Source organism: Pedomonas sp. V897 (genome assembly GCF_051304405.1).
Lineage (GTDB): Bacteria > Pseudomonadota > Alphaproteobacteria > Sphingomonadales > Sphingomonadaceae > Pedomonas.
Map to the genome: position 1 here is coordinate 242,509 of NZ_JBPPGG010000003.1, position 22,751 is coordinate 265,259.

23 protein-coding genes are annotated in these 22,751 nt (G+C 68.1%); 5 read left to right on the top strand and 18 right to left on the bottom strand.

Annotated features, from left to right (window positions below; translation table 11 throughout):
* Positions 1-62: 62 nt before the first annotated feature.
* Both ACSJJU_RS10085 and ACSJJU_RS10090 read right to left on the bottom strand, forming a co-directional pair.
* Positions 63-455, bottom strand: a complete 393-nt coding sequence (locus ACSJJU_RS10085) for an RcnB family protein (protein ID WP_435915284.1) — start codon at positions 453-455, stop codon at positions 63-65.
* 139 nt (positions 456-594) lie between these two features.
* On the bottom strand, positions 595-1,038 hold the full coding sequence (locus tag ACSJJU_RS10090; protein ID WP_435915285.1) for an Lrp/AsnC family transcriptional regulator: 444 nt from the start codon (positions 1,036-1,038) through the stop codon (positions 595-597).
* Positions 1,039-1,172: 134 nt separating this feature from the next.
* Between ACSJJU_RS10090 and alr the strand changes: the two genes are divergently transcribed.
* Both alr and ACSJJU_RS10100 read left to right on the top strand, forming a co-directional pair.
* A complete protein-coding gene (alr, locus tag ACSJJU_RS10095) occupies positions 1,173-2,282 on the top strand; it encodes an alanine racemase (RefSeq protein ID WP_435915286.1) in 1,110 nt (369 codons plus the stop codon).
* Positions 2,283-2,315: 33 nt separating this feature from the next.
* On the top strand, positions 2,316-3,569 hold the full coding sequence (locus ACSJJU_RS10100) for a D-amino acid dehydrogenase (RefSeq protein ID WP_435915288.1): 1,254 nt from the start codon (positions 2,316-2,318) through the stop codon (positions 3,567-3,569).
* On the opposite strand, the gene ACSJJU_RS10105 is transcribed toward ACSJJU_RS10100, so the two are convergent.
* The 6 genes from ACSJJU_RS10105 to ACSJJU_RS10130 form a co-directional block, all read right to left on the bottom strand.
* Positions 3,560-4,708 carry a ScyD/ScyE family protein gene (locus tag ACSJJU_RS10105; RefSeq protein WP_435915289.1) on the bottom strand — a complete coding sequence of 383 codons (1,149 nt, stop codon included), beginning with the start codon at positions 4,706-4,708 and terminating at the stop codon, positions 3,560-3,562. The two genes, ACSJJU_RS10100 and ACSJJU_RS10105, sit on opposite strands and share 10 nt — an antisense overlap.
* A gap of 303 nt (positions 4,709-5,011) precedes the next feature.
* Positions 5,012-5,818 carry a universal stress protein gene (locus ACSJJU_RS10110; protein ID WP_435915291.1) on the bottom strand — a complete coding sequence of 269 codons (807 nt, stop codon included), beginning with the start codon at positions 5,816-5,818 and terminating at the stop codon, positions 5,012-5,014.
* A 133-nt stretch (positions 5,819-5,951) separates the two neighbouring features.
* A complete protein-coding gene (locus tag ACSJJU_RS10115; RefSeq protein WP_435915436.1) occupies positions 5,952-6,515 on the bottom strand; it encodes an RES family NAD+ phosphorylase in 564 nt (187 codons plus the stop codon).
* A gap of 13 nt (positions 6,516-6,528) precedes the next feature.
* Positions 6,529-7,164, bottom strand: coding sequence for a hypothetical protein (locus ACSJJU_RS10120; protein ID WP_435915292.1), 636 nt, complete (start codon positions 7,162-7,164; stop codon positions 6,529-6,531).
* Positions 7,165-7,229: 65 nt separating this feature from the next.
* Positions 7,230-8,372 carry an alpha/beta fold hydrolase gene (locus ACSJJU_RS10125; protein ID WP_435915293.1) on the bottom strand — a complete coding sequence of 381 codons (1,143 nt, stop codon included), beginning with the start codon at positions 8,370-8,372 and terminating at the stop codon, positions 7,230-7,232.
* A 135-nt stretch (positions 8,373-8,507) separates the two neighbouring features.
* Complete coding sequence (locus ACSJJU_RS10130; RefSeq protein WP_435915438.1) at positions 8,508-9,281, bottom strand: Crp/Fnr family transcriptional regulator; 774 nt, start codon at positions 9,279-9,281, stop codon at positions 8,508-8,510.
* 231 nt (positions 9,282-9,512) lie between these two features.
* Here ACSJJU_RS10130 and hemN point away from each other — a divergent pair, with 231 nt between their 5' ends.
* Positions 9,513-10,868 (top strand): oxygen-independent coproporphyrinogen III oxidase, encoded by a 1,356-nt coding sequence (hemN, locus tag ACSJJU_RS10135; RefSeq protein ID WP_435915294.1) that lies wholly within the window; start codon positions 9,513-9,515, stop codon positions 10,866-10,868.
* A gap of 65 nt (positions 10,869-10,933) precedes the next feature.
* Here the strand turns inward: hemN and ACSJJU_RS10140 are convergent, their stop codons facing one another.
* The 10 genes from ACSJJU_RS10140 to ACSJJU_RS10185 all read right to left on the bottom strand — a co-directional run bounded on the left by ACSJJU_RS10140 (position 10,934) and on the right by ACSJJU_RS10185 (position 19,654).
* A complete protein-coding gene (locus ACSJJU_RS10140) occupies positions 10,934-11,275 on the bottom strand; it encodes a hypothetical protein (RefSeq protein WP_435915295.1) in 342 nt (113 codons plus the stop codon).
* Positions 11,276-11,303: 28 nt separating this feature from the next.
* On the bottom strand, positions 11,304-11,465 hold the full coding sequence (ccoS, locus tag ACSJJU_RS10145) for a cbb3-type cytochrome oxidase assembly protein CcoS (protein ID WP_435915296.1): 162 nt from the start codon (positions 11,463-11,465) through the stop codon (positions 11,304-11,306).
* Entirely contained in the window at positions 11,462-13,657 is a 2,196-nt protein-coding gene (locus ACSJJU_RS10150; protein ID WP_435915297.1) for a heavy metal translocating P-type ATPase, read from the bottom strand. The genes ccoS and ACSJJU_RS10150 overlap by 4 nt, the downstream gene beginning before the upstream one ends.
* Positions 13,654-14,142 (bottom strand): FixH family protein, encoded by a 489-nt coding sequence (locus ACSJJU_RS10155; protein WP_435915298.1) that lies wholly within the window; start codon positions 14,140-14,142, stop codon positions 13,654-13,656. The genes ACSJJU_RS10150 and ACSJJU_RS10155 overlap by 4 nt, the downstream gene beginning before the upstream one ends.
* 4 nt (positions 14,143-14,146) lie before the next feature.
* A complete protein-coding gene (gene ccoG, locus ACSJJU_RS10160; RefSeq protein WP_435915299.1) occupies positions 14,147-15,541 on the bottom strand; it encodes a cytochrome c oxidase accessory protein CcoG in 1,395 nt (464 codons plus the stop codon).
* 172 nt (positions 15,542-15,713) lie between these two features.
* Positions 15,714-16,592, bottom strand: coding sequence for a cytochrome-c oxidase, cbb3-type subunit III (gene ccoP, locus ACSJJU_RS10165; protein ID WP_435915301.1), 879 nt, complete (start codon positions 16,590-16,592; stop codon positions 15,714-15,716).
* Between the two features lie 5 nt (positions 16,593-16,597).
* Positions 16,598-16,750 carry a cbb3-type cytochrome c oxidase subunit 3 gene (locus tag ACSJJU_RS10170; protein ID WP_435915302.1) on the bottom strand — a complete coding sequence of 51 codons (153 nt, stop codon included), beginning with the start codon at positions 16,748-16,750 and terminating at the stop codon, positions 16,598-16,600.
* Positions 16,747-17,493 (bottom strand): cytochrome-c oxidase, cbb3-type subunit II, encoded by a 747-nt coding sequence (gene ccoO / locus ACSJJU_RS10175; RefSeq protein ID WP_435915304.1) that lies wholly within the window; start codon positions 17,491-17,493, stop codon positions 16,747-16,749. Before ccoO ends, ACSJJU_RS10170 begins: the two co-directional genes overlap by 4 nt.
* 15 nt (positions 17,494-17,508) lie before the next feature.
* Complete coding sequence (gene ccoN, locus ACSJJU_RS10180) at positions 17,509-19,179, bottom strand: cytochrome-c oxidase, cbb3-type subunit I (protein ID WP_435915306.1); 1,671 nt, start codon at positions 19,177-19,179, stop codon at positions 17,509-17,511.
* A gap of 235 nt (positions 19,180-19,414) precedes the next feature.
* Positions 19,415-19,654: a hypothetical protein gene (locus tag ACSJJU_RS10185; protein WP_435915307.1), complete on the bottom strand. Its 240-nt coding sequence runs from the start codon at positions 19,652-19,654 to the stop codon at positions 19,415-19,417.
* A gap of 466 nt (positions 19,655-20,120) precedes the next feature.
* Between ACSJJU_RS10185 and ACSJJU_RS10190 the strand changes: the two genes are divergently transcribed.
* The gene (locus tag ACSJJU_RS10190; protein ID WP_435915308.1) at positions 20,121-20,774 is read left to right on the top strand and encodes an OmpW/AlkL family protein; all 654 of its coding nucleotides are present in this window, start codon (positions 20,121-20,123) and stop codon (positions 20,772-20,774) included.
* Between the two features lie 203 nt (positions 20,775-20,977).
* Complete coding sequence (locus tag ACSJJU_RS10195; RefSeq protein ID WP_435915310.1) at positions 20,978-22,699, top strand: SulP family inorganic anion transporter; 1,722 nt, start codon at positions 20,978-20,980, stop codon at positions 22,697-22,699.
* Positions 22,700-22,751 lie beyond the last annotated feature (52 nt).

Consider the following 22,751-nt stretch of genomic DNA (forward strand, 5'->3'; position numbering starts at 1 on the left):
ACCGTCCTTGCGACTGGCAACAGAAAAAGGCTCCGGCGGTTGTCTGCCGGAGCCTTCTCTCCTTAGTTGATCAGAATGCTGGTCACAACGGCGGCGACAATGCCGCTGGCGATGCCGACGAGAACCGCGTCGTTGCCGGAGCGGACCCAGCGATTGCCGCGGGGCGCCTCGTGCAGATGGTAATGGCGCGGATTGTCGATGACCACATAGCGGGGCGCGCGGCGGTGATCGAAGCGGTCGCCCTTGTGCCAGACCGGGCCATGCGCCCTGTGGGGGGCCGGCGCGGGCTTGTAAACCACCCTCTCCTTCACCACGACGGGGCCGCGGCCCCGGTTGTCATGCCGCTCCACATGGGCGGGCCGGCCGGGGCGATGGTCCGGGCCGGGCGCGGCCATGACCGGCGCCGAGGTGGCCAGCAGGGAAACGGCAACGGCGGCAATGACAAACCTCTTCATGGGAACTCTCCTCTCACGCCGTTCAACGCATCGGCGATGAGGGAAGAGTCCCCGGAACCTGTCGCAGGATTTTCCCGGCCAAGCTTCGAATGTGTCGCAAATTGTATCAGCGGTTCGAGCAGCCGGGCCGTCCCTCCCCTCAGCTCGACAGCACGCTGCGGATGGCAAGGCTGGAGTTGATGCGTTTGACGCCCGGCAGGCGGGAGAGGATTTCCTTGTGGATCACCTCATAGGCGGCCGGGCTTTCCGCCACGGTGCGCAGAATATAGTCCTCGTCGCCGGTCATCAGGAAACACTCGACGATCTCGGGATGCCGCCGCACGGCCGCCTCGAAACGGTTGAGATAATCCTCGGTCTGCTTCTCCAGCGTGATCCGCACGATGGCGGTCAGGGTGGTGGGCTCCTCCGGCGCGGACACAAGCGCCGTATAGCCCAGAATGACCCCGGCCTGCTCCATCAGCCGCACCCGCCGGAGGCAGGCCGAGGCGGACAGCCCCACCGCCGCTGCCAGCTCGCTGTTGGGCATGCGCGCATTGCCCCGCAGGAGGCCCAGAATCTTCCGGTCGATCGCGTCCAGCTTCATCGCACAGTCTTCCGCAAGGTTCGCATGATCTGCGATTCCGGTCGCAGAATTCGCATCCTATAGCGTCGTTTGGCAGGCTATTCTAAGAATTTTCATTTATTCTCTGGCGTCTCCGGTCAAGTTGAGTCTGGATCATGCAGGACATCAGTAACGAAGGTGCGGCCGCCCGTCTGACCATCGACCTGCGGGCCCTGTGCGCCAATTATCGCACCATCGCCCGGCACGTGGCCCCGGCGCGGGCGGCGGCGGTGGTGAAGGCGGACGCCTATGGCCTGGGGGCGGCGCGGGTTGCCCCGGCCCTGGCCGCCGAAGGGTGCCGGGACTTTTTCGTGGCGCACCTGTCCGAGGCCGCGGCGCTGCGCCCCCTGCTGCCTGCGGATGCCCGCCTGTTCATTCTCAACGGCCTTCTGCCTGGCGGCGAGAGCGCCTGTGCGGCGCTGGGCGCGATCCCGGTGCTGAACGGGCTTGAGCAGGTTCGCGCCTGGGTCGCCTGCGGCAAGGCGCTGGGCCGGCGGCTTCCGGCGGTGTTGCAGGTGGACAGCGGCATGTCCCGCCTTGGCCTCGCGCCGGAGGATATCGACACGCTCCTCGCCGAAATCGACATGGCGCGGGATCTCGACCTCCAGCTGGTGATGAGCCACCTCGCCTGCGGCGACGAGCCGGAGAACGGCGCCAACCCGGACCAGCTCGCCCGGTTCGAGGCGCTGACGGCGCGGCTGCCCCCCGTTCCGCGCTCCCTCGCCAATTCGGGCGGTTGCTTCCTCACCCCCGGCTTTCACTTCGATCTGGTGCGCCCGGGCATCGCGCTGTACGGCGCTGCGCCCCATCCGGGCCACCCGTCCCCGATCCAGCCGGTGGTGCGGCTGGAGGCGCGCATCATTCAGGTGCGTACCATTCCGGCCGGTCAGGGCGTCGGCTACGGCCTCACCTACGCGCCGGACAAACCCGCCCGCATCGCCACCATCGGCGTCGGCTATGCGGACGGCTGGCCCCGGCACCTCAGCAACAAGGGCGCGGCCTGGTTCGGCGACACCCGCCTGCCGATCGCCGGCCGCGTCTCCATGGACAGCATGACGCTCGACGTCTCGGCCCTGCCGGACGGCACGCTGCACTACGGCGACGTGGTGGAGCTGATCGGCCCGCACCAGCCGCTGGAGGTTGTGGCGGCGGATGCGGGGACCATCCCCTACGAAATCCTGACCAGCCTGGGCCGGCGCTACGCCCGGGTGTGGATCACCGAATAATCCGATCTGGATCCGACTGCAGGACATCCCACAATGCATGTTGCAATTCTCGGCAGCGGCGTCATTGGCGTCACCACCGCCTGGTATCTGGCGAAGGCGGGACACACGGTCACGGTGATCGACCGCCAGCCCGACCCGGCCAGCGAGACCAGCTTCGCCAACGCCGGTCAGGTCTCTCCCGGCTATTCCGCGCCCTGGGCCGCGCCCGGCATTCCGCTCAAGGCGATCAAATGGCTGATGATGGAGCATGCGCCGCTCATCCTCCGCCCGGCTGCCGACCCGGCCATGTACACCTGGCTGTTCGCCATGCTGCGCAACTGCACCTCGGCCCGCTATGCGGTCAACAAGGCGCGGATGGTGCGCCTTGCCGAATACAGCCGCGACCAGCTGATGGCGCTGCGGGCGGAGACCGGCATCCAGTATGACCAGCGCATGCAGGGCACGCTCCAGCTGTTCCGCACCGAGGCGCAGCTGGATGGCATCGGCAAGGACGTGGAAGTGCTGCGCCAGGGCGGCGTGCCGTTCGAGGTGCTGGACCGCGCGGGCTGCATCGCCGTCGAGCCGGGCCTTGCCCATGCGCGCGACCCGTTCGTCGGCGGCCTGCGCCTGCCCAATGACGAAACCGGGGACTGCTTCAAGTTCACCAATGCGCTTGCCGCACTGGCGGCGGAGCGGGGCGTCACCTTCCAGTACGACACCCGCATTCACCGGCTGGTGACGTCCGGCGGCAAGGTCGAGGCGGTGGAGACCAGCCGCGGCGTGGTGAAGGCGGACGCCTACGTGGTGGCGCTGGGCAGCTATTCGCCGTTTCTGGTCAAGCCGCTGGGCCTGCGCCTGCCGGTCTACCCGGTGAAGGGATATTCCATCACCGCGCCGATCCGGGACGCCAGCCGCGCGCCCGAATCGACGCTATTGGACGAGAGCTTCAAGATCGCCATCACCCGGCTGGGCGACCGCATCCGCGTGGGCGGCATGGCCGAAATCTCCGGCTTCACCCACGATCTGCCCGAGCGGCGCCGCAAGACGCTGGAGATGTCGGTGGACAGCCTGTTCCCCGGCGCGGGCGATCTGGCTGCCGCCACCTACTGGACGGGCCTGCGGCCGATGACGCCGGACGGCACGCCGGTCGTGGGCGCGACCGCCCTGCCCAACCTCTACCTCAACACCGGCCACGGCACCCTGGGGTGGACCATGGCCTGCGGTTCGGGCAGCGTTCTGGCCGATCTCATCTCCGGCCGAACGCCGCCCATCGAAACTGCGGACCTCGGGATTTCCCGCTACGCCTGATCGTCAGCCGCGGCGGCGGGTGCGGATCTGCGGCGTCGCGCCAGCGCGATGCCGCCGAGCCCCAGACCCAGGATCGCAATGGCCGCCGGCTCCGGCACCTCGACGATCCTCAGCACCTGTCCACCCCCGGCAAGGATGCTCATGTTGATGACATAGAGCGCGCCGTCAGGCCCGATCTTCAGCCCGCTGGGGAAGAACAGGTCGCTGAAGACGGTCTGGCGTCCGCCGTCCGTCCCGACGCGGATGATCGAGCCGACGCCGCCCTCGACGGCCAGGCCGTTGCTGTCCAGTTGCAGCACGTAGAGATTGCCCAGATCGTCAAAGGCCAGGTCGACGATGGTGGTGAAGCCGTCGAACGCCACCGTCACCTCGCCCGTCGGCGTCACCCGATAGATGCGCGCCTCGCCTTCGGTGAAGGGGAAGCCGGTCAGCTCCGCCACATAATAGTTTCCGTCAGGCCCGACCACCACGCCGGTCGGCACGGAGTCGCTGGGTCCGGGCCCGCCGATGTCCCGCTGCGGGAAGACCGCGTGCACCGACAGGGTGCCGCCCTCGTCCAGAAACAGCAGGGAATTGCCGCCCGCATCGGTGATGAGCAGGTTGTTGCCCACCGATGCCATGTGGAAGGGATTGCTGTCGAGCAACCCGCCGTCCGGGTTCTGGACCGCCTCGAGCCCCGCCGGATCGGCGACCGGGGTCGTGGTGCCGCTGTTGTCGAAGCGGTAGACCGTGCCAAGGCCCTGCCCCTCCGGCCCGAGGGCGTCGCGCACAGCGGGGGGCGAGCCGAGGCCGACCACCACATAGCCGTTGCCGCTGGCGTCGAAGACAACGTCCTGCGCGCCGATCACGTCGTTTCTTGGCGTGTACAACGACGGCAGGCCGGTGACGACGCGGGTGGACGTGCCGCCTTCATAGCGGGTGATGGAGCCCGTGGTATTGTAGCGGTAGGTGCCGCCGTCGATGACCACGGACGGGCTGTCATCCGCCAGGTAACCGGCCTCGGCGATGTAGAGCGCGCCGTCCGGACCGAAGGCAAGGCCGTGAGGGCTGTTCAGCCCGCTGACAATGACCGTACCCACATAGGCAGCCGAGGCAGGACCGGCAGCAGCGATGGCAGCCCCGGCAATACCCAACAACAAGAGGCGCATAACCTTTGCATGGCGCATTGGCTTTCTCCGTCGATCGAAAATGAAAATGGGAGTGTCGACGCAGAACGATACGTCCACGCAACAGAACGGGATGAACCGGGCAAGGGGGAAAATTGGCGAAATAAAAGCAAAATTTGTGCCAGCGATATTTTTCAAATGTATAGCTTAAAGACCTCAGAGCGATTGTAAATTTCGCCGACAGATCGAACAGGTTGCGGAACGGTTGCAAGGCAGGACGGGGTGCGGCAGCGCCCCCCGCGAGAGGCCGCGACACAGGAAATCCGGGACGCGCCGTCAGTGGGCCAGCAGCAGCGGCACCGGGCTGCTCTTGAGCATTTCCCGGGTCACGCCCCCCAGCAGCAATTCGCGCGCCCGGCCCCGGCCATAGGCCCCCATGACCACATAGGCGGCGCGGCGGTCCTCCACGGCCTCGATGAGCGCCGCGCTCACCGACCGGCCCGCGGCGGGCACCGAGACGATCGCGGACGCCAGGTCATGGTGCGCCAGATATTGGGCGGCCTGCTCCGCCGTGATTTCGGTTTTCTCGCCTTCGACGGTCAGAACGAGAATTGACGACGCGCAGCGCAGCGGCTCAAGCGCGCTGTGCAGGGCGAACGCACATTGCGGGCTGCCGTCCCACGCGACGATGACCAGCCCGGCCGGGGTAAACGCCCCCGCCCGCGCGGGCACGGCGAAAACGGGCACCCGCACGCGCGGCAGCAGTTCCCCGGCGGACGGGATGACATTGTTGAGCGGGGACAGCTGGCGCTCGGCGCTGAACACGATCGCATCCACCAGCCGGGACTGCTCGATGACGCACTGGCCGACGTCGCCGTCAAAGGCGCGATAATCCCAGCTGATGCCGGTTGCGGCCATGCGGGTGCGCGTCTCCGCCTCCAGCGCCCGCTTGCGGTGTTCCACCTCCTCCGCCCGCTCCGCCAGCATCTTGGCGGTGCCGAAGGAGCCGGAGGCAATCAGGGCATTGGGCGACGTGGCTTGCAGGCAATGCACGTGCCCGCCGCAGGCGCGGACCAGCGCCACCGCCACCGCGTTGCGGATGGCAAAAGCAGGATCCTCGTCGACATAGAGCAGTATGTTCACGCCTCCCGGCTCCACATTCGGCGACAGGCCCGACGCCCCGAGGGGCGGCTCAAGGCTCAGCGCCGGAACGGGGGTATGGTTCCAGCCGGGCCGGTGCGGCGGCCAGTGCGGCGGCGGGCGCGCTGCGCGGGGCTCAGAGGCTGTCGTCGGCGACGGTCTTGCCGAAGCGGGCGACGATTTTCTCGATGCGCTCGATCCGCAGCGGCCGGGAGTCGCCCAGCGGCTCAAGCGCCGCCTCGGCCCGCTCGAACAACGCGATACAGGGCTGGTTGGAAAAACGGGACGGGTAGAGAATGCCGTCAAGACGCCGCGCGTCGGCATGAATTTTCGCGCCAAGCGCCTGGGTGACGGCATAGTCGCTGGCGGTGAGATCGGTCAGCGAGACGCCCCAGCTGCTCATGCGCTCGTCGTGCAGGGCGGCCAGCACCACGTCGCGCCCCAGCCGGAAGGTCGCCGACGCCAGGGCGTCGATCTCGCTCATCATCACATAGCGCCGCGCCGGGTTGCGCACGAGCACCTCGCCCACCGCGCCGCGCAGGCTGAAGGCGGCGTAGAAAATCTTGTAGCCGCCATCGGGCGAGTCATAGCGGTTGCGCGGCTCCGTACCGGCCGGCCCGAAAAAACGGGCGTCGTACTGCTTCGGATGGAGCCGGGCGAGCCGCTGCCCCGCCGGGACGCGGATGACCTGATTCTGCACCCCCAAGACGGAATTACCCCTGCGCGCCGGGCACTTCGAGCGCGGCGCGGCGGCGCAGCGCGGCGATCACCGCCTTGTCGCCCCCGGCTTCGGCCAGAACCGCAAAGGGCGTGCGGTTGCCGAACTCCGCCAGCGGGGTTGTCAGAAATTCGAGCACAAGCCAGGGCGTCGCCCCGGCCATGGCGGCCAGCACGTCGCGCAGACCGGGCACCACCGCGTTCTGGCGGAACTGGTCCTGCGGGTAGACATAATGCCGCCCCATGGGGACGGCGAACACGTAGCCGCGCTCCCGCCGCCGGTCGAGCGCCGTCGGGGTCGTGCCGAGCAGCGCCGCCGCCTCCTGGCGGGTGAGCACACCCGCCAGACGGTCGATCAGCTCCTGCCGCATCTCCACCCCGGCGAGCTGGGCGCGCCGGATGGCTTCCGCCCGCTCGGGCGGAGGCGGCACCAGATCGCGCCGGGCCAGCGTCAGCGCCTCCAGCGGATCCCGCGCGCCCAGAATCAGCTCAAGCGTATGCGGAGACGCCGACGAGACGGCCTTGGAGACCGCGTCGGTCAGCCGCTCGAAGGCGCGCCGGGCCAGATCGCTCTGGCCGGAGCGCGACCCGCCTGCGCGCGACAGAAAGGATGCGGAAGCCGTTCTGGACATGCCTGCCTCACGATGTTGTACTTGGCAGGATATAGCACTTGGCCGCCAAGTTCAACAGGCCGGGTTCAACAGGAGGGCTCCCGCCCACCCTGGTCCTGCGGCGTGGCCAGCGGCAGCACATGCTGCAACAGGGCGGCAAACACGCGGCCCGGTTCCTCCACCATCGGCAGGTGGGCCGAATGTTCGAACCACACTGTCTGCTTTTTCGGCGCGTCCAGCTGCTCCATCCACTGCGCCGTGATCGACGACGGGGTGGTATAGTCGTGCCGCCCCAGGAACATGATGACCGGCACCTCCATCTTGTGGAGGGTCCTGAAGGACATGTCGGCCAGACGCGGCCACAGGGTCACGACGCTGAAGGCGCTGCCGTCCGCCCAGGCCTTGCGGTCGGCCGGTGTATATTCGGGCGAGAGGCGCGGCGCGCGCAGGTAGAAATTGGCGTTGGCGCGATAGGCCGCGAGCGAGCCGTACTGGATGGCCCATTTGCGCCAGCCGTCCGCATGATCGATGGTGAAGGGGCCGGAGTCGGGATAGGGGCGCAGCGCCTCGATCTCCCGCACCGCCTCCGTGTTGCCGGCCGCGCGGGCGCGCTCCAGCGCCCAGGCCATGCCCACCCGCTCGTTTTCCCGCACGTCCATGAACTGGCCCATGCCCACATAAGCATGGAGCAGGTCGGGCCGGCTGGCCGCCACCGACAGACCCACCGCCGAGCCCCAGCTGTGGCCGAGCACGAAGACCTTGCACTTGCCGTAGCGCTTGCGCAGCAGCTCGATCAGTTCGATGGCATCGTCGCGGTAGCGCTCGGGCGTCAGGGTTGGGGCAATCTCCTTCGGGTCGTTCAGCGCGTAGGATTTGCCGGCGCCGCGCTGATCCCACTGCACCACGGTGAAATAATCCTCCCACGGGCGCTGAAAACTCCAGGCGATGGGCATCTCGACCGCGCCCGGCCCGCCGTGGATGAACAGGAGGATCGGATTGTTGCGGTCCGCGCCGCGCACGCTGACAGCCTGCCGCGCGCCGCCCAGCGTCGCCACGAATTCTTCCTGAATGCCGTTCGGTGTCACGATTTGGGTGAGGTCGCGGATAATTTCCCGCCCCGGTGCGTAAGGGTCGGTCTCGGGAGGGGTTTCGGCCGCCACAACGCCGGGCGCCGCAATCCCGGGCGCCGCCAGGCCGAGGGTCATCAAAACGATACGGAAAAATTGCATGTCGCCTCCCCGCTTGCCGGCCGTTGTTCTGCCGCGCTCCCGAACGGGGGCAAGGGTAGGCGTAAAATTATAGCATTAGAAGATGCGGATCCGGGGAGGCGCACGGCGTGATCCGTTGCCGTGCGCCACGCCGGTTCAGTGCGCGCAGAGCGAGCGCTCGGGAAGCGCCTCGCCCGCCGCGATGGCCTCCAGCCGCTCGGGGTCGAGAATTTCGACCCGCTGGGTGCTGACCAGGCGGATCAGCCCCTGCGCCTTCATGGCGCTGAATTCGCGGCTGATCGTCTCGATGCGCAGGCCGAGATAATCGCCGATGTCTGTGCGGGACATGGGCAGAACCACCATCAGCCTGCCCTCCGGCGACACCGGGACGTCCCGGTCGCGATTGGCCAGCATCATGAGGAAGGAGGCGATCCGCTCCATGGCCGACTTGCGGCCAAGCCGCAGCACCTGCTGGCGGGTTGCCGCCAGCTCGTGCGCCGCGAGGGCGAACAGCCGCCGCTCCAGCTGCGGATGGGTCGTGGCGAAGGCCTGGAAGCGCGCCGTCGAGAACTGGCAGACTTCCACTTCCGTCACAGCCTCGGCCGAGAAGCTGTGCCCTTCCTCAAGGGTCAGGCCCAGAAAATCGCCGGGGAACAGAAAATCCGCGATCTGGCGCCGGCCGTCGGGGAGAATTTTCGTCAGGCGGAGCATGCCGCGCGTCAGGCTGTAGACGCTGCGGGCCGGGTCATCCTCGTAAAACAGGGTTTCACCGGGCGCCAGACGGATCGTTGCGCCGGTGCGGCGAAACGCCTTCAGCTCGTCGCTGTCCAGCACGCTGCAAATGGCTTTGCAGCGCACGATGCAATCACCGCAGGGATGATTCGCCTCCAGAACGGGAGCCGGCTGATCGAACTGGGTGGGGGGGTGCATGATGGACACGGTAAACCGCTGCCTCAACTGATTCGCCGTACGGCCCGAAGGCCTTGGGCGCAGGAACACATAACCTGGGCTTTTTCTGCTCTTATTCAAAAAAAAAGAAAACGGTTCGAAGTGACGCAGCCCCCCTTGGCCGGAAAAGGCCCGCGCCATGATCCAGATCAAGGCAAGCGACCAAGGCCCACCCTATCCAGACCGTGTCATAGGCGAGGAGAATAAGGCCCCATGACCCCCGATGTTGTGTTGCGCTACGCGGATCGCTTGCTTCCCCGCTATACCAGCTACCCCACTGCCCCCCATTTCACGCCGGCCATTACGGCCGACGACTATGCGGGCTGGCTGGCGGCCGTGCCGGATGAGTCCAGACTTTCGCTCTATTTCCATGTGCCGTTCTGCCGGTCGATGTGCTGGTATTGCGGTTGCCACACCACCGTCACCGGCCGGGACGACCCCATCGCCCGCTATGTGGCGACGCTGCGTCAGGAGGTCGCGCTGGTGGCCCGGCATCTGGGCGGCCGCCGCACGGTCACCCACATTCATTTCGGCGGCGGCACGCCGACCCTGATGCAGCCGGACGATTTCCTCGCCCTGATGGAGGACGTGCGGCGTCACTTCGCGGTCGCGAGCGATGCGGAAATCGCCATCGAGATCGACCCCCGCACCCTGACGCAGGACATGGCCGTCGCGCTGAGCGCGGGCGGCGTCACCCGCGCCAGCCTCGGCGTGCAGAGCTTCGACGGCAAGGTGCAGCGGATCATCAACCGGGTGCAGCCCTTCGAGCAGACCCGGAACGCTGTCCGCATGCTGCGCGCCGCCGGCATCCGGTCGATCAACATGGACCTGCTTTATGGCCTGCCGGGGCAGACCCTCACCTCCTGCATCGACACCGCCCAGCGGGTGCTGGAGCTGATGCCCGACCGGCTGGCGGTGTTCGGCTACGCCCACGTGCCCAACTTCAAGCCGCACCAGCGCAAGTTCATGACCGAGGCGCTGCCGGACGGCAAGCAGCGCCACGCCCAGGCCGAATATATCGCCGCCACGCTGGAGGACGCGGGCTACCAGCGGGTCGGGCTCGACCACTATGCCCGCCCGGACGATCCCCTCGCGGTGGCCGCGCGCAACTGCACGCTGCACCGCAATTTCCAGGGCTACACCACCGACAGCGCCGACACGCTCATCGGCCTTGGCGCGTCCTCCATCGGCCGCCTGCCGGGCGGATTCGTGCAGAATACGGTGGTCATCCGCGAATATCTGCAGGCCATCGAGGCCGGTCAACTGGCGACGGTCAAGGGCTATCGCCTCACCGCCGAGGACAGGCTGCGCGCCGCCGTCATCGAGACGGTGATGTGCGACTATGCGGTGGACCTGGATGCGGTGTGCCGGAAATTCGGCGCGGACCCCAATGCGCTGCTGGCGACCGCCGGACCGGTTCTCGACACGCTGGTCACCGACGGTATCGCCGAGCGGCGGCAGCACACCATCCGGGTGCGGCCCGACGCCCGGCCGCTGGTGCGGGCGGTGGCCGCGGCCTTCGATCAATTTCTTGGCAAGGGGCAGGCCCAGCACGCACGCGCGGTGTAGGGCCGTGTCCCTTCGCCGCGCGTTTTCCAGACCCGATTGAAACATCAGAAAATCAGTCAGCGTCCTCAGCCGCGACGTCGGTCCCTCGTCAGGCAGGCATGGGCGCACCCCGGGGCCCCGTCGTCGCGGCGGGGCCCATTTTCGTCGAGCGGCACCTGACGGGCCCCGTCAGCCGTGCAGAGGGTGGTCATGATCCCGCCCTGCGCGGGCGCCGGCCCCAGCGCCAGCATGAGCACGGCCGCGAAGGCGGCAAGGAGCGTGGGGCGCGCTTCCAGCGCGTCGAGCACCGAGGCAGGGGCGCCTCCCGCCCCCGGCAGGCAGCAGGGCGGCAGCAGGGTGGCGCGCTCGGCGACCGGCATGGCCCGCCGCCGCCGCGCCTGTCCCGGTGCTGGTTTTGCTGCGCCCATGGCGACCACTCCCCGCCTCCCGCTCTGTCTACGCGCGCGGCGCGGGGGTGTCGTCGTCCGGCGCCAGAATCCGCAGGGCCGCGCCCTCGGGATCGTCGTACTGGTGCGAGCGCAGGGTCCACATGAACAGGCCGAGCCAGGCAAGGCCCATGGCCAGGGCAAGGATGATGAGCAGCGGAAGCCCGGTCATGCGTTTTCTCCTTTCACCAGCCAGTTGAGGCGCAACGCATTGCTGATCACGAGGATCGATGACCCCGACATGGCGACCGCCGCGATGAGCGGCGTGACCATGCCGAGCATGGCGAGCGGCACGGCAATGACGTTGTAGGCAATGGCAAGGCCGATGTTCTGCCGCACCAGCCGCCGCGCCTGCCGGGCGACGGCCAGCGTCGCCGGCACCGCCGAGAGGCCCTCGCCCAGGAACACGAAATCCGCCGCCGCCTGCCCCACGTCGCTGGCGCTGGAGGGCGCCATGGAGACATGGCCTGCGGCGAGCGCCGGGCCGTCATTGAGACCATCCCCCACCACCAGCACCTTGTGGCCGCGCTCCTGCCGCTGGCGAATGGCCGCCACCTTGCCGGCGGGGCTGCATCTGGCCTGCCAGTCGGCGATGCCGACCGCGCGCGCCACCCTGTCCACCACGTGGGCGTGATCACCGGAGAGGATCGACACGCCCAGCCCCATCTTCATGAGCCGCTGGACGGCAGCCGCCGCATCCGCGCGCGGCTGGTCGTGAAAGTGGATGGAGACCGGCGCCCGCCCCGGCCGCGCGAAGGCGATGACCGGCCCGTTGGCACCGACGGGCGCCGCGCCAGCCCCCGCCCAGTCCGGCCGGCCGAGGCGGATGACGCCGTCCGCGCCGTCCGCTTCCAGCCCCGCCCCCGCCACTTCCCGCACGGCGGACACGTCGGCGGGCGCAACGCCCCGCTTGCGCAATTCCGCCGCGAGCGCGCGGGAGAGCGGATGGGTGCTGCGCTCGGCCAGCGCAAGCGCAAGCGCGCAATCCTCCGGCGCGAGGGCGATGTCGCCGTCGATCTGCGGTCGGCCGAGGGTGATGGTGCCGGTCTTGTCCAGAACCGCGATGTCGGCCTCCGCCATGCGCTCCAGCGCCGAGCCGTCCTTCACCAGCACGCCCCGGCGCATAAGCAGCGTCGAGGCCAGCACCTGCACGGCCGGCACCGCCAGCCCCAGCGCGCACGGGCAGGTGATGATGAGCACGGCAACGGCGGTGAGCATGGCCGCGTGCCAGTCGCCCCCCGCCAGCCACCAGGCAAGGCCGGTGACGGCCGCAAGCGAATGGACCACCGGCGCGTAGTAGCGCGACACCCGGTCGGCGAGGCGCACATAGGAGGCCCGGCCCTGCTCCGCCGCTTCCATGAGGCGGACGAGATCGGCCATGAAGGTGTTCTGCCCGGCGGCGGTGACGCGCACGGTAAGCGCCGCATCGAGCGCCATGGTGCCCGCCAGCACCTTGTCGCCCGCGCCCGCTGTCTCGGGCACGCTCTCGCCGGTGACGAGGGAGCGGTCCACCATGGCCGAGCCGGTGAGCACGACGCCATCGACCGGCACCCGCTCGCCCGCCGCCACCACGATGGACAGGCCCGGCCTGATCTCGGCGATGGGGTGGTATTCGGTCCGGCCGTCCTCCATGAGCACGGTGGCGCCGCGCGGCATCTGCTTCAGGAGCTGGGCGACGCTCGCCCGGGCGCGGTCGCGCATCACGCTGTCGAGCGTGCGGCCGATGAGCAGGAAAAACAGCAGCGACACCGCGCCGTCGAAATAGGCGTGCGGCCCGCTGTTGAGGGTTTCGTAGAGGCTCATCGCCGTCACCAGCAGCACGCCGACCGCGATGGGCACGTCCATGTTGGCGCGGCCGTGGCGCAGCGCGTTCCAGGCGGAGCGGAAGAACGGCCGGCCCGCGTAGGCGACGGTGGGCAGGGCGATAATGGCGGAGATGGCGTGGAACAGGTCGCGCGTCGCCGCCTCCGCCCCCGACCAGACGGAGACGGACAGCAGCATGATGTTCATGGAGGCAAAGCCCGCCACCGCCATGCAGCGGATCAGCTCGCGGGTCGCCTTCCGGCCTTCCGTGGCGCTCACGTCCTCGGGCGCGAAGGGCCGCACCTCGAAGCCGAGATCCTCGACGGTTGCGACGATGCGCGCCGCCTCGAGCGCGCCGTCCTCCCAGTCGACCGAGAGGCGGCGGGTGGAGAAATTCACCCGCGCCGTCCTGACGCCCGGCAGCTTGCGCACCGCGCCTTCGATGCGGCTGATGCAATTGGCGCAGTGGATGGTCGGCACATGTAGGTCAATGTGGCGCAGGCCGTCCCGTTCGGTGGTCCAGAGATCGAGCGCCCCGGCCGTGGTCGCGGTGCTGGTCATGACGCCTGCTCCTGGCTGACAAAGAGGCGCTGGCGCAGCATCACCACCTCGCCCTCCCGTTCGAGGCGGATGTTCGCCTCCCACTGGCCGCGGGTCAGGGAATGGGCCGCCACATAGGTGCCCGGCTCCGCCTCGACGGGATAGATCCAGCGCGTCTCGCCGGCGCGGAACGGATGGATGAGGTGCACGCTCACCGTCGCGCCCGTCAGCGGCGCGCCTGTCCGGTCGGTGGCGACAATCGACAGGCTGTCCGCCTTCACCTCGGCGCGGGCGGCCCAGCCGATTTGCGCCTGCCGTTTGCCGCGCTCGATCCAGGCGTTGAAATCCTGATTGGCCACGTAGCCGTTCTGCACCACCGCGCCGGAGAAGGTTCTGCTCGCCAGCGTCGCCATGGTGAAATTGACCGCCATCACCACCGCGAACATCGCGCAGAGGATGGTTGCGAACTGGCGTCCGGTGAACGGGCGGGGTTGGCGCGTGGTCATGCCATCACCTCTCGGGACCATCGAAGCGGGTTTCCTGTTCAACTGCGAGCCCTTCGGCGGTGCGGGCGACGAAGCGGATCGTCGCGCCGCTGCCGCTCAGGGCCTCGGGCGTTGCCCGCACGTAGATCTGGCGGGCTTCCAGCTGGTCGGGGCCGACCGTGATCGTCAGCGTGCGGGCGGCGGCGCTTTCGGTGGCGTGGCTGTCCCACATCACCGCGCCGTCCAGCCCTTCGAGCGACAGGGTGAAATCGCGGGGGCGCGGCTCCATGTTGAGCAGCTTGATCGTGTAGCCGTTGCGGATCGAGCCGTCCGACAGCTGCACGTAGAGCGGGTTGCGCTGGCGGCTGACGGAGAGGTCCACCCGGTCGCGCATCAGGAGCGCGGTCAGCATGGCGAGGCCAATGATCGCCCAGACGCTGAAATAGAGGAAGGTGCGCGGCCGCACGACCGATTTCCATTTGGGCGGCAGCGCCGCGCCCGCCGCCTCTGCCCGGTCGCGCTTCTCGGTGGTGTAGTCGATGAGGCCGCGCGGGCGGCCCACCTTGTCCATCATGGAGTCGCAGGCGTCGATGCACAGGGCGCAGGTGATGCACTCCAGCTGCGGGCCGTTGCGGATGTCGATGCCGGTGGGGCACACGGCAACACAGGCGTTGCAGTCGATGCAGTCGCCCGCCTTCACCCCTTCCTGCGCCGCCTTCTTGAGGCCGCGCGTGCGCGGCTCGCCGCGCCAGGCCTTGTAGGTGACGATGAGGGAATTCTCGTCCAGCATGGCGGACTGGATGCGCGGCCACGGGCACATGTAGGTGCACACCTGTTCGCGCAGCAGACCGCCGAACACGTAGGTAGTCGCCGTCAGCACGCCGATGGTGGCGTAGGCGACGCTGGGTGCCTCGCCCGTGATGACGTTCCGCACCAGCGAGGGCGCGTCGGCGAAGTAGAGAATGAAAAAGCCGCCCGTTGCCACCGCGATCAGCAGCCAGATGCCATGCACAGCCACGCGCTTGAAGATCTTCTCCGCGCTCCAGGGGGCGCGGTCCAGCTTCATCCGCGCGTTGCGGTCGCCCTCGATCAGGCGCTCGACCGCCATGAACAGGTCCGTCCACACGGTTTGCGGGCAGGCATAGCCGCACCAGGCCCGCCCCACGGTGGAGGTGATGAGAAACAGGCCGATGCCCGCCATGACGAGCAGGCCCGCCACATAATAGAATTCCTGCGGCCAGATCTCGATGGCCGCCAGATAGAAGCGCCGGTTGGCCAGGTCGATGAGCAGGAACTGGTCCGGCGCGTAGGGGCCGCGATCCCAGCGCAGCCACGGCAGCAGGTAGTAGACCCCGAGCGCGATCGCCAGAAGGGTCCACTTCAGGCGGCGGAACCGGCCATGAACGGACTGCGGAAACACCTTCGCCCGCCCCTTGAAGAGGCGGGCTTCGGGTTGCGCGGCTGGGACGGGGGACTGTGGCATTGAACCAGGCCTTGACGCTGCTACTCGGGGGGACACTGCTACGCTAGGGCCGATCGTCGGGATGGCTGCGGCGGGCCGGCCCTCCTGCCCGCCGCTGCGTGCGGCCGCGTTATTCGCCGCCGCCCAGACTGTGGACGTAAACCGCCAGCTGCTTCACCGTGACCGGCTCCAGCCGCCCGCCCCACGCCGGCATGACGCCGAAGCGGGAATTGGTGACGGTCTCGAGGATGCTCTCGGTGTCGCCGCCGTAGAGCCAGATGGCGTCCGTCAGGTTGGGCGCGCCCTGGGTGCGGTCGCCCTGGCCGGTCTCGCCATGGCAGCTCACGCAGTTGTCCGCGAACACCTTGGCGCCGCGCCGGCTGGCGGCCGAGGGCGCATCCTGCTTCGAGATGACGCGCACGTAGGCGGTTACGTCGCGCAGCTGCTGCGCATCCAGCAGCCCGTCGCGCCCGAAGGCGGGCATCATGGACAGGCGGGTGTTCTCGTCCGCCTCGAAGCGGATGCCGTGCTGGATGGTCTGGTGGATGGTGGCCAGATCGCCGCCCCACAGCCAGTCGTCGTCATTGAGGTTGGGGTAGCCCTTGCCGCCCTGCGCGCCGGAGCCGTGGCACTGGGCGCAGTAGACCTTGAACGCCGAGCGGCCGCCCTCGATCGCGAAGCTCATCAGCTTCTCGTTCTGCGGGATCTGCTCCACCGGCGTCGCCTCGATGGCGGCGAGGATGTCGGCCCGCCGGGCGTCCACCGCCTTCATCTCGGCGGCCAGCTGGCCACGGCTGGACCAGCCGGAGGTGCCGCGGGTTGCCCCCTGCCAGAGCGGGATCGCCGGGTAGACGATGCAGTAGCCGATCGCCCAGACGATCGTGCCGAACAGCAGGTACAGCCACCAGCGCGGCAACGGCTTGTCATACTCACGGATGCCGTCCCACTCGTGCCCGGTGGTGGGCACCCCGTCGACATCGAACTTGGGATCCTGTTTCGGGTTGCTCATGGAAATCAGTCCTCGTCACGCAGAGGCAGGTGCCGCAGGGTTTCGTGGGTGCGCTTCGCGCCCGGCCGGAAGGTCCAGCCCACGGCGGCGACGAAGAAAATCACCAGCCCCAGCAGACCCCAGCTGTCGGCGAAGTGGCGGAAGGCTTCGTAGCTCATCGCGCACCCCGCTCGTTTTCCTCGGCCTGCACGTAGGTGGAGAAGTCCACCAGCGTGCCGAGCATCTGGAGATAGGCCACCAGCGCATCCATCTCGGTGAGTTTGGTCGGGTCGCCGTCGAAGGCGCGCACCTGGGCCTTGGGATAGCGGCGCAGCAGATCCTCCGTGTCCGCGTTCGGGTCGGCCTGGATGCGGATGTCGACCGCCGCCTTCTCGATATCCTCGTCGGTATAGGGCACGCCCGCCGCCCGGTTGGCCTTCAGGCTGGCGGCGATATTCCTGGTGTTCAGCTCCTTCTCCGCGAGGAAGGCATAGGCCGGCATGATGGACTCCGGCACCACCGAGCGCGGGTCCTTCAGGTGCTGGACGTGCCACTCATCCGAGTAGCGGCCGCCGACGCGGGCAAGGTCCGGCCCGGTGCGCTTGGAGCCCCACTGGAACGGATGGTCGTACATGGACTCCGCCGCCAGGCTGTAGTGGCCGTAGCGTTCGATCTCGTCGCGGAAGGGGCGGATCATCTGGGAGTGGCAGGCATAGCAGCCCTCCCGGATGTAGATATCGCGCCCGGCCAGTTCGAGCGGGGTGTAGGGGCGAACCCCGTCCACCTTCTCGATGGTGTTCTGCACGTAGAACAGCGGTGCGATCTCGACGATGCCGCCGACCGTGACCACCAGCAGCGACAGCACGAACAGCAGCGTGACGTTCCGCTCGATGGTGCCGTGATTGAATTTCTTGAAACGCATGTCTTGTGTCTCCAATCACTCGGCCGGAGCAGGCCGGGGCTGTGCGGCCGTGGGGCCGAGCGGCACGTCCTTCCGGGCGTCGTACTCGGGCATCCGGGCGAGCGGCTCCTCGTTGCGCAGGTCGCCGCAAATGGTGCGCCACACGTTGATGACCATCATCACGCCGCCGGCGAGGTAGAGCACGCCGCCCAGAGCGCGGATCAGGTAGAAGATCCACATGGCGTCGATGACTTCGGCGAAGCCGTAGACCAGGAAGCCGTCCGCATTGTACTCGCGCCACATCAGGCCCTGCATGATGCCCGCCACCCACATGGAGGAGACGTAGAGCACGATGCCGAGGGTCGCGGCCCAGAAGTGCCAGTTGACCATGCGGATCGAGTACAGCCGCTCGCGGCCCCACAGGCGCGGCACCAGGAAGTAGACCGCCGCGAAGATGATCATGCCGTTCCAGCCCAGCGCGCCGCCATGGACGTGGCCCACGGTCCAGTCCGTGTAGTGGCTGAGGGAGTTGACGGTCTTGATGGACATCATCGGCCCCTCGAAGGTGGCCATGCCGTAGAAGGCCAGCGCCAGCACCATCATACGGATGATGGGGTCGGTGCGGATCTTGTCCCACGCGCCCTCGAGGGTCATCAGCAGGTTGACCATGCCGCCCCAGCTCGGCACCCACAGCATGACGGAGAACACCATGCCCAGCGTCTGCGCCCAGTCGGGCAGCGCGGTGTAGTGCAGGTGGTGCGGACCCGCCCAGATGTACATGAAGGCGAGCGCCCAGAAGTGGATGATGGACAGGCGGTAGGAGTAGACCGGCCGCTCCGCCTGCTTCGGCACGAAGTAGTAGGCCATACCGAGGAAGCTGACGGTGAGGAAGAAGCCCACCGCGTTGTGGCCGTACCACCACTGGGTCAGCGCGTCCTGCACGCCCGCGAACAGCGCGTAGCTCTTGCCCGACCAGCCCGCCGGAATGGCCAGGTTGTTCACGATGTGCAGCATCGCGATGGTGATCATGAACGAGAGGTAGAACCAGTTGGCCACATAGATGTGCGGCTCGGACCGGCGCAGGATGGTGCCGAGGTAGACCGCGATGTAGGCCACCCACACCACCGTCAGCCACAGGTCGGCGTACCACTCGGGCTCGGCGTATTCCTTCGACTGGGTGATGCCGAGGATGTACCCGCTCGCCGCCAGGATGAGGAAGAGCTGGTAGCCCCAGAACACGAACCAGGCGAGGCCGCCGAAGGCGAGCCGGGCGCGGCAGGTGCGCTGCACCACGTAGAAGGAAGTGGCGATGAGGGCGTTGCCGCAGAAGGCGAAGATCACCGCCGAGGTGTGCACAGGCCGCAGGCGGCCGAAGGTGCCGTATTCCCCGATGTTCAGCGCCGGAAACGCCATCTGCAGGGCGACATAGAGCCCGGCGGCGAAGCCGACCACCGCCCAGAAGACGGTGGCGATGACGCCGGCCCGGACCACGTCGTCCTGGTAGCGGCCGTCATCGGTCTTCGGCCGGAGCAGCGTGCCGTCGCTCGCGAACTTCATCGACCGGATGGTGAGCGCAATGGCCCCGAAGCAGGCGGCCATGACGATGAAGGCATGGACCGCATAGGCGGGCTCCACCGCCTTGGCGGCGGCGACCAGCGCCGCCAGCGCCACCAGCAGATAAATTGGAATTGTTATTGCAGAACTCATTGGGTGACATCCCTTGCCCGAACTACCCCGCGCATACGGAGCCGCTATCGGCGGGGGGACCGGACGGGGCATTGATCGAGATCAATCCGGGCCGGGGGCGCGTCGCCCTGTCGCGGCCATGGCTGGCCGGGCTCGGGGCGCGCCTGCGGGGCAGGCCGGGTTCAGGGCAGGCGAATCAATCGCCAGCGCAGACGGGACGCGCGCGGCGGACTCAGGAAGACCGAGAACGCCGCGATCAACGCGGCGGGGGGGCCGGGCGGCTTGCCCCGTCGGCCAGCGCGGCGTCCCGCGCCGCCGCAGGCGCCTCCGCCGGGTCGGGTCGGCCGGCCTCGCTCAGCAGATTCTGGAGGCTGTCCGGCAAAGGGACGGAGGCCAGCGTCGCCCGCTTCGGCGCGGCCAGGGTCACGCAGGCCGTGATGCCTCCGGCGATGGCGCAGAGAATGGCCAGGGCGGGCACGAGGCGCACTTTGATCATGGGGCCTGGTCTCCTGTGCTGACGAGAAGGGGCAAGAAAAATGGGCAAGAAGCGGACGCCCGGTTCGGGGCGAGTCAGGCCTGAAACCGCCGCTGTCAGCGCGGATGCGGCCGCCCGTGCAGCCGGCGCAGCAGCGAGGATTGTCTTCGGCATCAGGCACCCTCAGCAATAAAATTGCTGCACCACGAGCAGCAGACAGAGTGCAGAATATCAACGTGCGTCGCATTTGTGAAATGATGAAATGCAATGACTTTAATCGAAAACAACGATTATATTTTTTGACGTTCTTTTATTACTTAGACGACAGAGTTTATCGGGAATCTATTCAATCGGTGCGGACGGCGGCATCCTCCGCACCGCGTGGCGGAAAAATTTTCGGCCTCCCCGCTCCTTTTGCGCCGGATCAATTCGTTGCGCTTACGCGCCGCCTACAACGCCCCCATCAGGTTTGTGGGAGCGAAAGACCATGACAATGAAACACGCCCTTTGCGCAGCGCTGCTCGGACTGGCGGCGGCCGCCCCGGCCCATGCCGAGGCGGGAGACTGGCTGGTGCGGGCCCGCGCCATCTGGGTCAGCCCGACCGAAAGCTCCTCCGGCATCGAGCCCGCCTTCCCCAACGACCGGGTCGGCGTTGGCGGCGACGTGATGCCCGAGCTGGACTTCACCTATTTCGTCACCAGGAACGTCGGCGTCGAGCTGATCCTCGGCACCACCAAGCATAACGTGACCGGGCGGCGCGGCCTCGCCGGCCTCGGCGAACTGGCGGACACCTGGGTGCTGCCGCCGACGCTGACGGCGCAATACCACTTCGTCCCGGACGGCAAGGTGCGCCCCTACGTCGGCGTGGGCGTGAACTACACCACCTTCTACAACGAGGACGCCAGCAAGTCGCTGAACGCGGCCATCGGCAAGACCCGCGTCTCGCTGAAGGACAGCTGGGGCCTGGCGCTTCAGGCGGGCGTGGACATCGACCTGACCCAGAAGGTGTTCTTCAACCTCGACGTCAAGTACATCGATATGGACACCACCGCCAAGCTGCGGACCGGAAACATGATCAACAAGGTGGATGTGAGCATCGACCCGATCGTCGCGGGCATTGGCCTTGGCATGCGCTTCTAGCGCCAGCGCCCGGCACCACCCGGATTTCCGTCTCGAGCCTCCGCGGCGCTGCTGCGGGGGCTCGAGTTCGTATTCGGCCTCTGCCCCGCGCGCTCCATGACTCCGCACGATGAACAGGACTCGGGCGTTCCACCAACCGGCTTGATAACCGACACAATTTTCTGCTGTTCTCGACCCATGTTCCCGTTGAGGTCATCGCTGCCATGAAATCCGCCGCAACGACACCCCGGACGGCCGACCGTCCCACCTTCGCCGAACTGTTCACGCCCAAGCTGGTGACGGTCCTGCGTGAAGGCTACAGGCTGGCGCACCTGCGCTCCGACGCCATCGCCGGACTGACCGTCGCCATCGTTGCCCTGCCGCTTTCCATGGCCATCGCCATCGCCTCCGGCGCAACCCCGGCGCAGGGGCTCTACACGGCGATCATCGGCGGCTTTCTGGTCTCGGCCCTCGGCGGCAGCCGCTTCCAGATCGGCGGGCCGGCCGGCGCCTTCATCGTGCTGGTGGCGGCAACCGTCGCCCAGCACGGCATGGAGGGGCTGCTGCTGGCGACCATCCTCTCGGGCATCATTTTGCTCGCCATCGGCTTCTTGCGGCTGGGCACCTACATCAAGTTCATCCCCTACCCCGTGACCGTGGGGTTCACGGCAGGCATTGCCGTCATCATCTTCTCCAGCCAGATCAAGGAGCTGCTGGGCCTCACCCTCGCCCGGCCCGAGCCCGGCCCCCTGCTCGAGAAGCTGCCCGTGCTGTGGGAGAGCCTGCCCACGGCCAACCCCGCCGCCCTCGCCCTCTCCGCCGGGACCATCGCCGTCATCGTCGGGCTGAAGCGCCTGCGCCCCACCTGGCCGGGCATGTTGATCGCGGTGGCCGCCGCCTCGGCAGCGGCAGCGCTCCTCGACCTTCCGGTCGCCACCATCGGCTCGGCCTATGGCGGCATCCCCGCAACCCTGCCGACGCCGCGCCTGCCGGACCTCTCCTTCGAGCGGGTGATGGCCGTGCTGCCCAACGCCGTCTCGTTCGCGCTGCTCGGGTCCATCGAGTCCCTGCTCTCGGCCGTGGTGGCCGACGGCATGACCGGCCGCCGCCACCGCTCCAACTGCGAACTGGTGGCGCAGGGCGTCGCCAACATCGGCTCGGGCCTGTTCGGCGGCATCTGCGTGACCGGCACCATCGCCCGCACCGCCACCAACGTGCGCGCCGGGGCGCACGGCCCGGTGGCCGGGATGCTCCATGCGGTGTTCCTGCTGCTGTTCATCCTGGTGGCGGCGCCGCTCGCCCGCTTCATCCCGCTGGCGAGCCTCGCCGGAGTGCTCGCCGTGGTGGCCTGGAACATGGCCGAGAAGCACGCCTTCGCCACGCTCCTGCGCGCCTCGCGCGGGGCGGCGGTGGTGCTCCTTGCCACCTTCCTGCTCACCATCTTCCGCGATCTCACCGAGGCCATCGTCGTGGGCTTTGCGCTGGGCTCGGTCATGTTCATCCACCGCATGTCGGAGGCAGCGGCCGTCGAGACCCGCACCCCCTTCGTGCCGGAGGACCGGGCCGACACCGCCGACGGCGAGCGCACGCCCTACGACGAAACTGCGGCGGCCAACCCGGACGTGGTGATCTACCGCATCTCGGGTGCCTTCTTCTTCGGCTCCGCCGCCAGCATCGGCTCGGTGCTGGACCGCATCTCGGGCCGCCACCGGGCGCTCATCATCGACCTCGCCGCCGTGCCGTTCCTCGATTCCACCGCCGCCCACACGCTGGAGAGCCTGGCGCGCAAGGCCGGGCAGCGCCACGTGCGGGTCTATGTGACCGGCGCGTCCCACGACATCCTCAAGGCGCTGTTCGCCCACGAGATCAAGCCGCCGCTGGTGCACATCGAGCGCACGCCCGAGGATGCCCTGCGCAAGCTGCGCCGCGCGGCATCGGGCGGCTGACCGCCGGACCGGTTGACAGATTGTTGCGCGGACTTCTAGGGGTAAGCCGATC

Bases quoted from the DNA above. Each gene is read 5' to 3' on its own strand.
- ACSJJU_RS10085 (WP_435915284.1), bottom strand. From the start codon at position 455: ATGAAGAGGTTTGTCATTGCCGCCGTTGCCGTTTCCCTGCTGGCCACC.
- ACSJJU_RS10090 (WP_435915285.1), bottom strand. From the start codon at position 1,038: ATGAAGCTGGACGCGATCGACCGGAAGATTCTGGGCCTCCTGCGGGGC.
- alr (WP_435915286.1), top strand. From the start codon at position 1,173: ATGCAGGACATCAGTAACGAAGGTGCGGCCGCCCGTCTGACCATCGAC.
- ACSJJU_RS10100 (WP_435915288.1), top strand. From the start codon at position 2,316: ATGCATGTTGCAATTCTCGGCAGCGGCGTCATTGGCGTCACCACCGCC.
- ACSJJU_RS10120 (WP_435915292.1), bottom strand. From the start codon at position 7,164: ATGTCCAGAACGGCTTCCGCATCCTTTCTGTCGCGCGCAGGCGGGTCG.
- ACSJJU_RS10125 (WP_435915293.1), bottom strand. From the start codon at position 8,372: ATGCAATTTTTCCGTATCGTTTTGATGACCCTCGGCCTGGCGGCGCCC.
- ACSJJU_RS10130 (WP_435915438.1), bottom strand. From the start codon at position 9,281: ATGCACCCCCCCACCCAGTTCGATCAGCCGGCTCCCGTTCTGGAGGCG.
- hemN (WP_435915294.1), top strand. From the start codon at position 9,513: ATGACCCCCGATGTTGTGTTGCGCTACGCGGATCGCTTGCTTCCCCGC.
- ACSJJU_RS10140 (WP_435915295.1), bottom strand. From the start codon at position 11,275: ATGGGCGCAGCAAAACCAGCACCGGGACAGGCGCGGCGGCGGCGGGCC.
- ccoS (WP_435915296.1), bottom strand. From the start codon at position 11,465: ATGACCGGGCTTCCGCTGCTCATCATCCTTGCCCTGGCCATGGGCCTT.
- ACSJJU_RS10150 (WP_435915297.1), bottom strand. From the start codon at position 13,657: ATGACCAGCACCGCGACCACGGCCGGGGCGCTCGATCTCTGGACCACC.
- ACSJJU_RS10155 (WP_435915298.1), bottom strand. From the start codon at position 14,142: ATGACCACGCGCCAACCCCGCCCGTTCACCGGACGCCAGTTCGCAACC.
- ccoP (WP_435915301.1), bottom strand. From the start codon at position 16,592: ATGAGCAACCCGAAACAGGATCCCAAGTTCGATGTCGACGGGGTGCCC.
- ACSJJU_RS10170 (WP_435915302.1), bottom strand. From the start codon at position 16,750: ATGAGCTACGAAGCCTTCCGCCACTTCGCCGACAGCTGGGGTCTGCTG.
- ccoO (WP_435915304.1), bottom strand. From the start codon at position 17,493: ATGCGTTTCAAGAAATTCAATCACGGCACCATCGAGCGGAACGTCACG.
- ccoN (WP_435915306.1), bottom strand. From the start codon at position 19,179: ATGAGTTCTGCAATAACAATTCCAATTTATCTGCTGGTGGCGCTGGCG.
- ACSJJU_RS10185 (WP_435915307.1), bottom strand. From the start codon at position 19,654: ATGATCAAAGTGCGCCTCGTGCCCGCCCTGGCCATTCTCTGCGCCATC.
- ACSJJU_RS10190 (WP_435915308.1), top strand. From the start codon at position 20,121: ATGACAATGAAACACGCCCTTTGCGCAGCGCTGCTCGGACTGGCGGCG.
- ACSJJU_RS10195 (WP_435915310.1), top strand. From the start codon at position 20,978: ATGAAATCCGCCGCAACGACACCCCGGACGGCCGACCGTCCCACCTTC.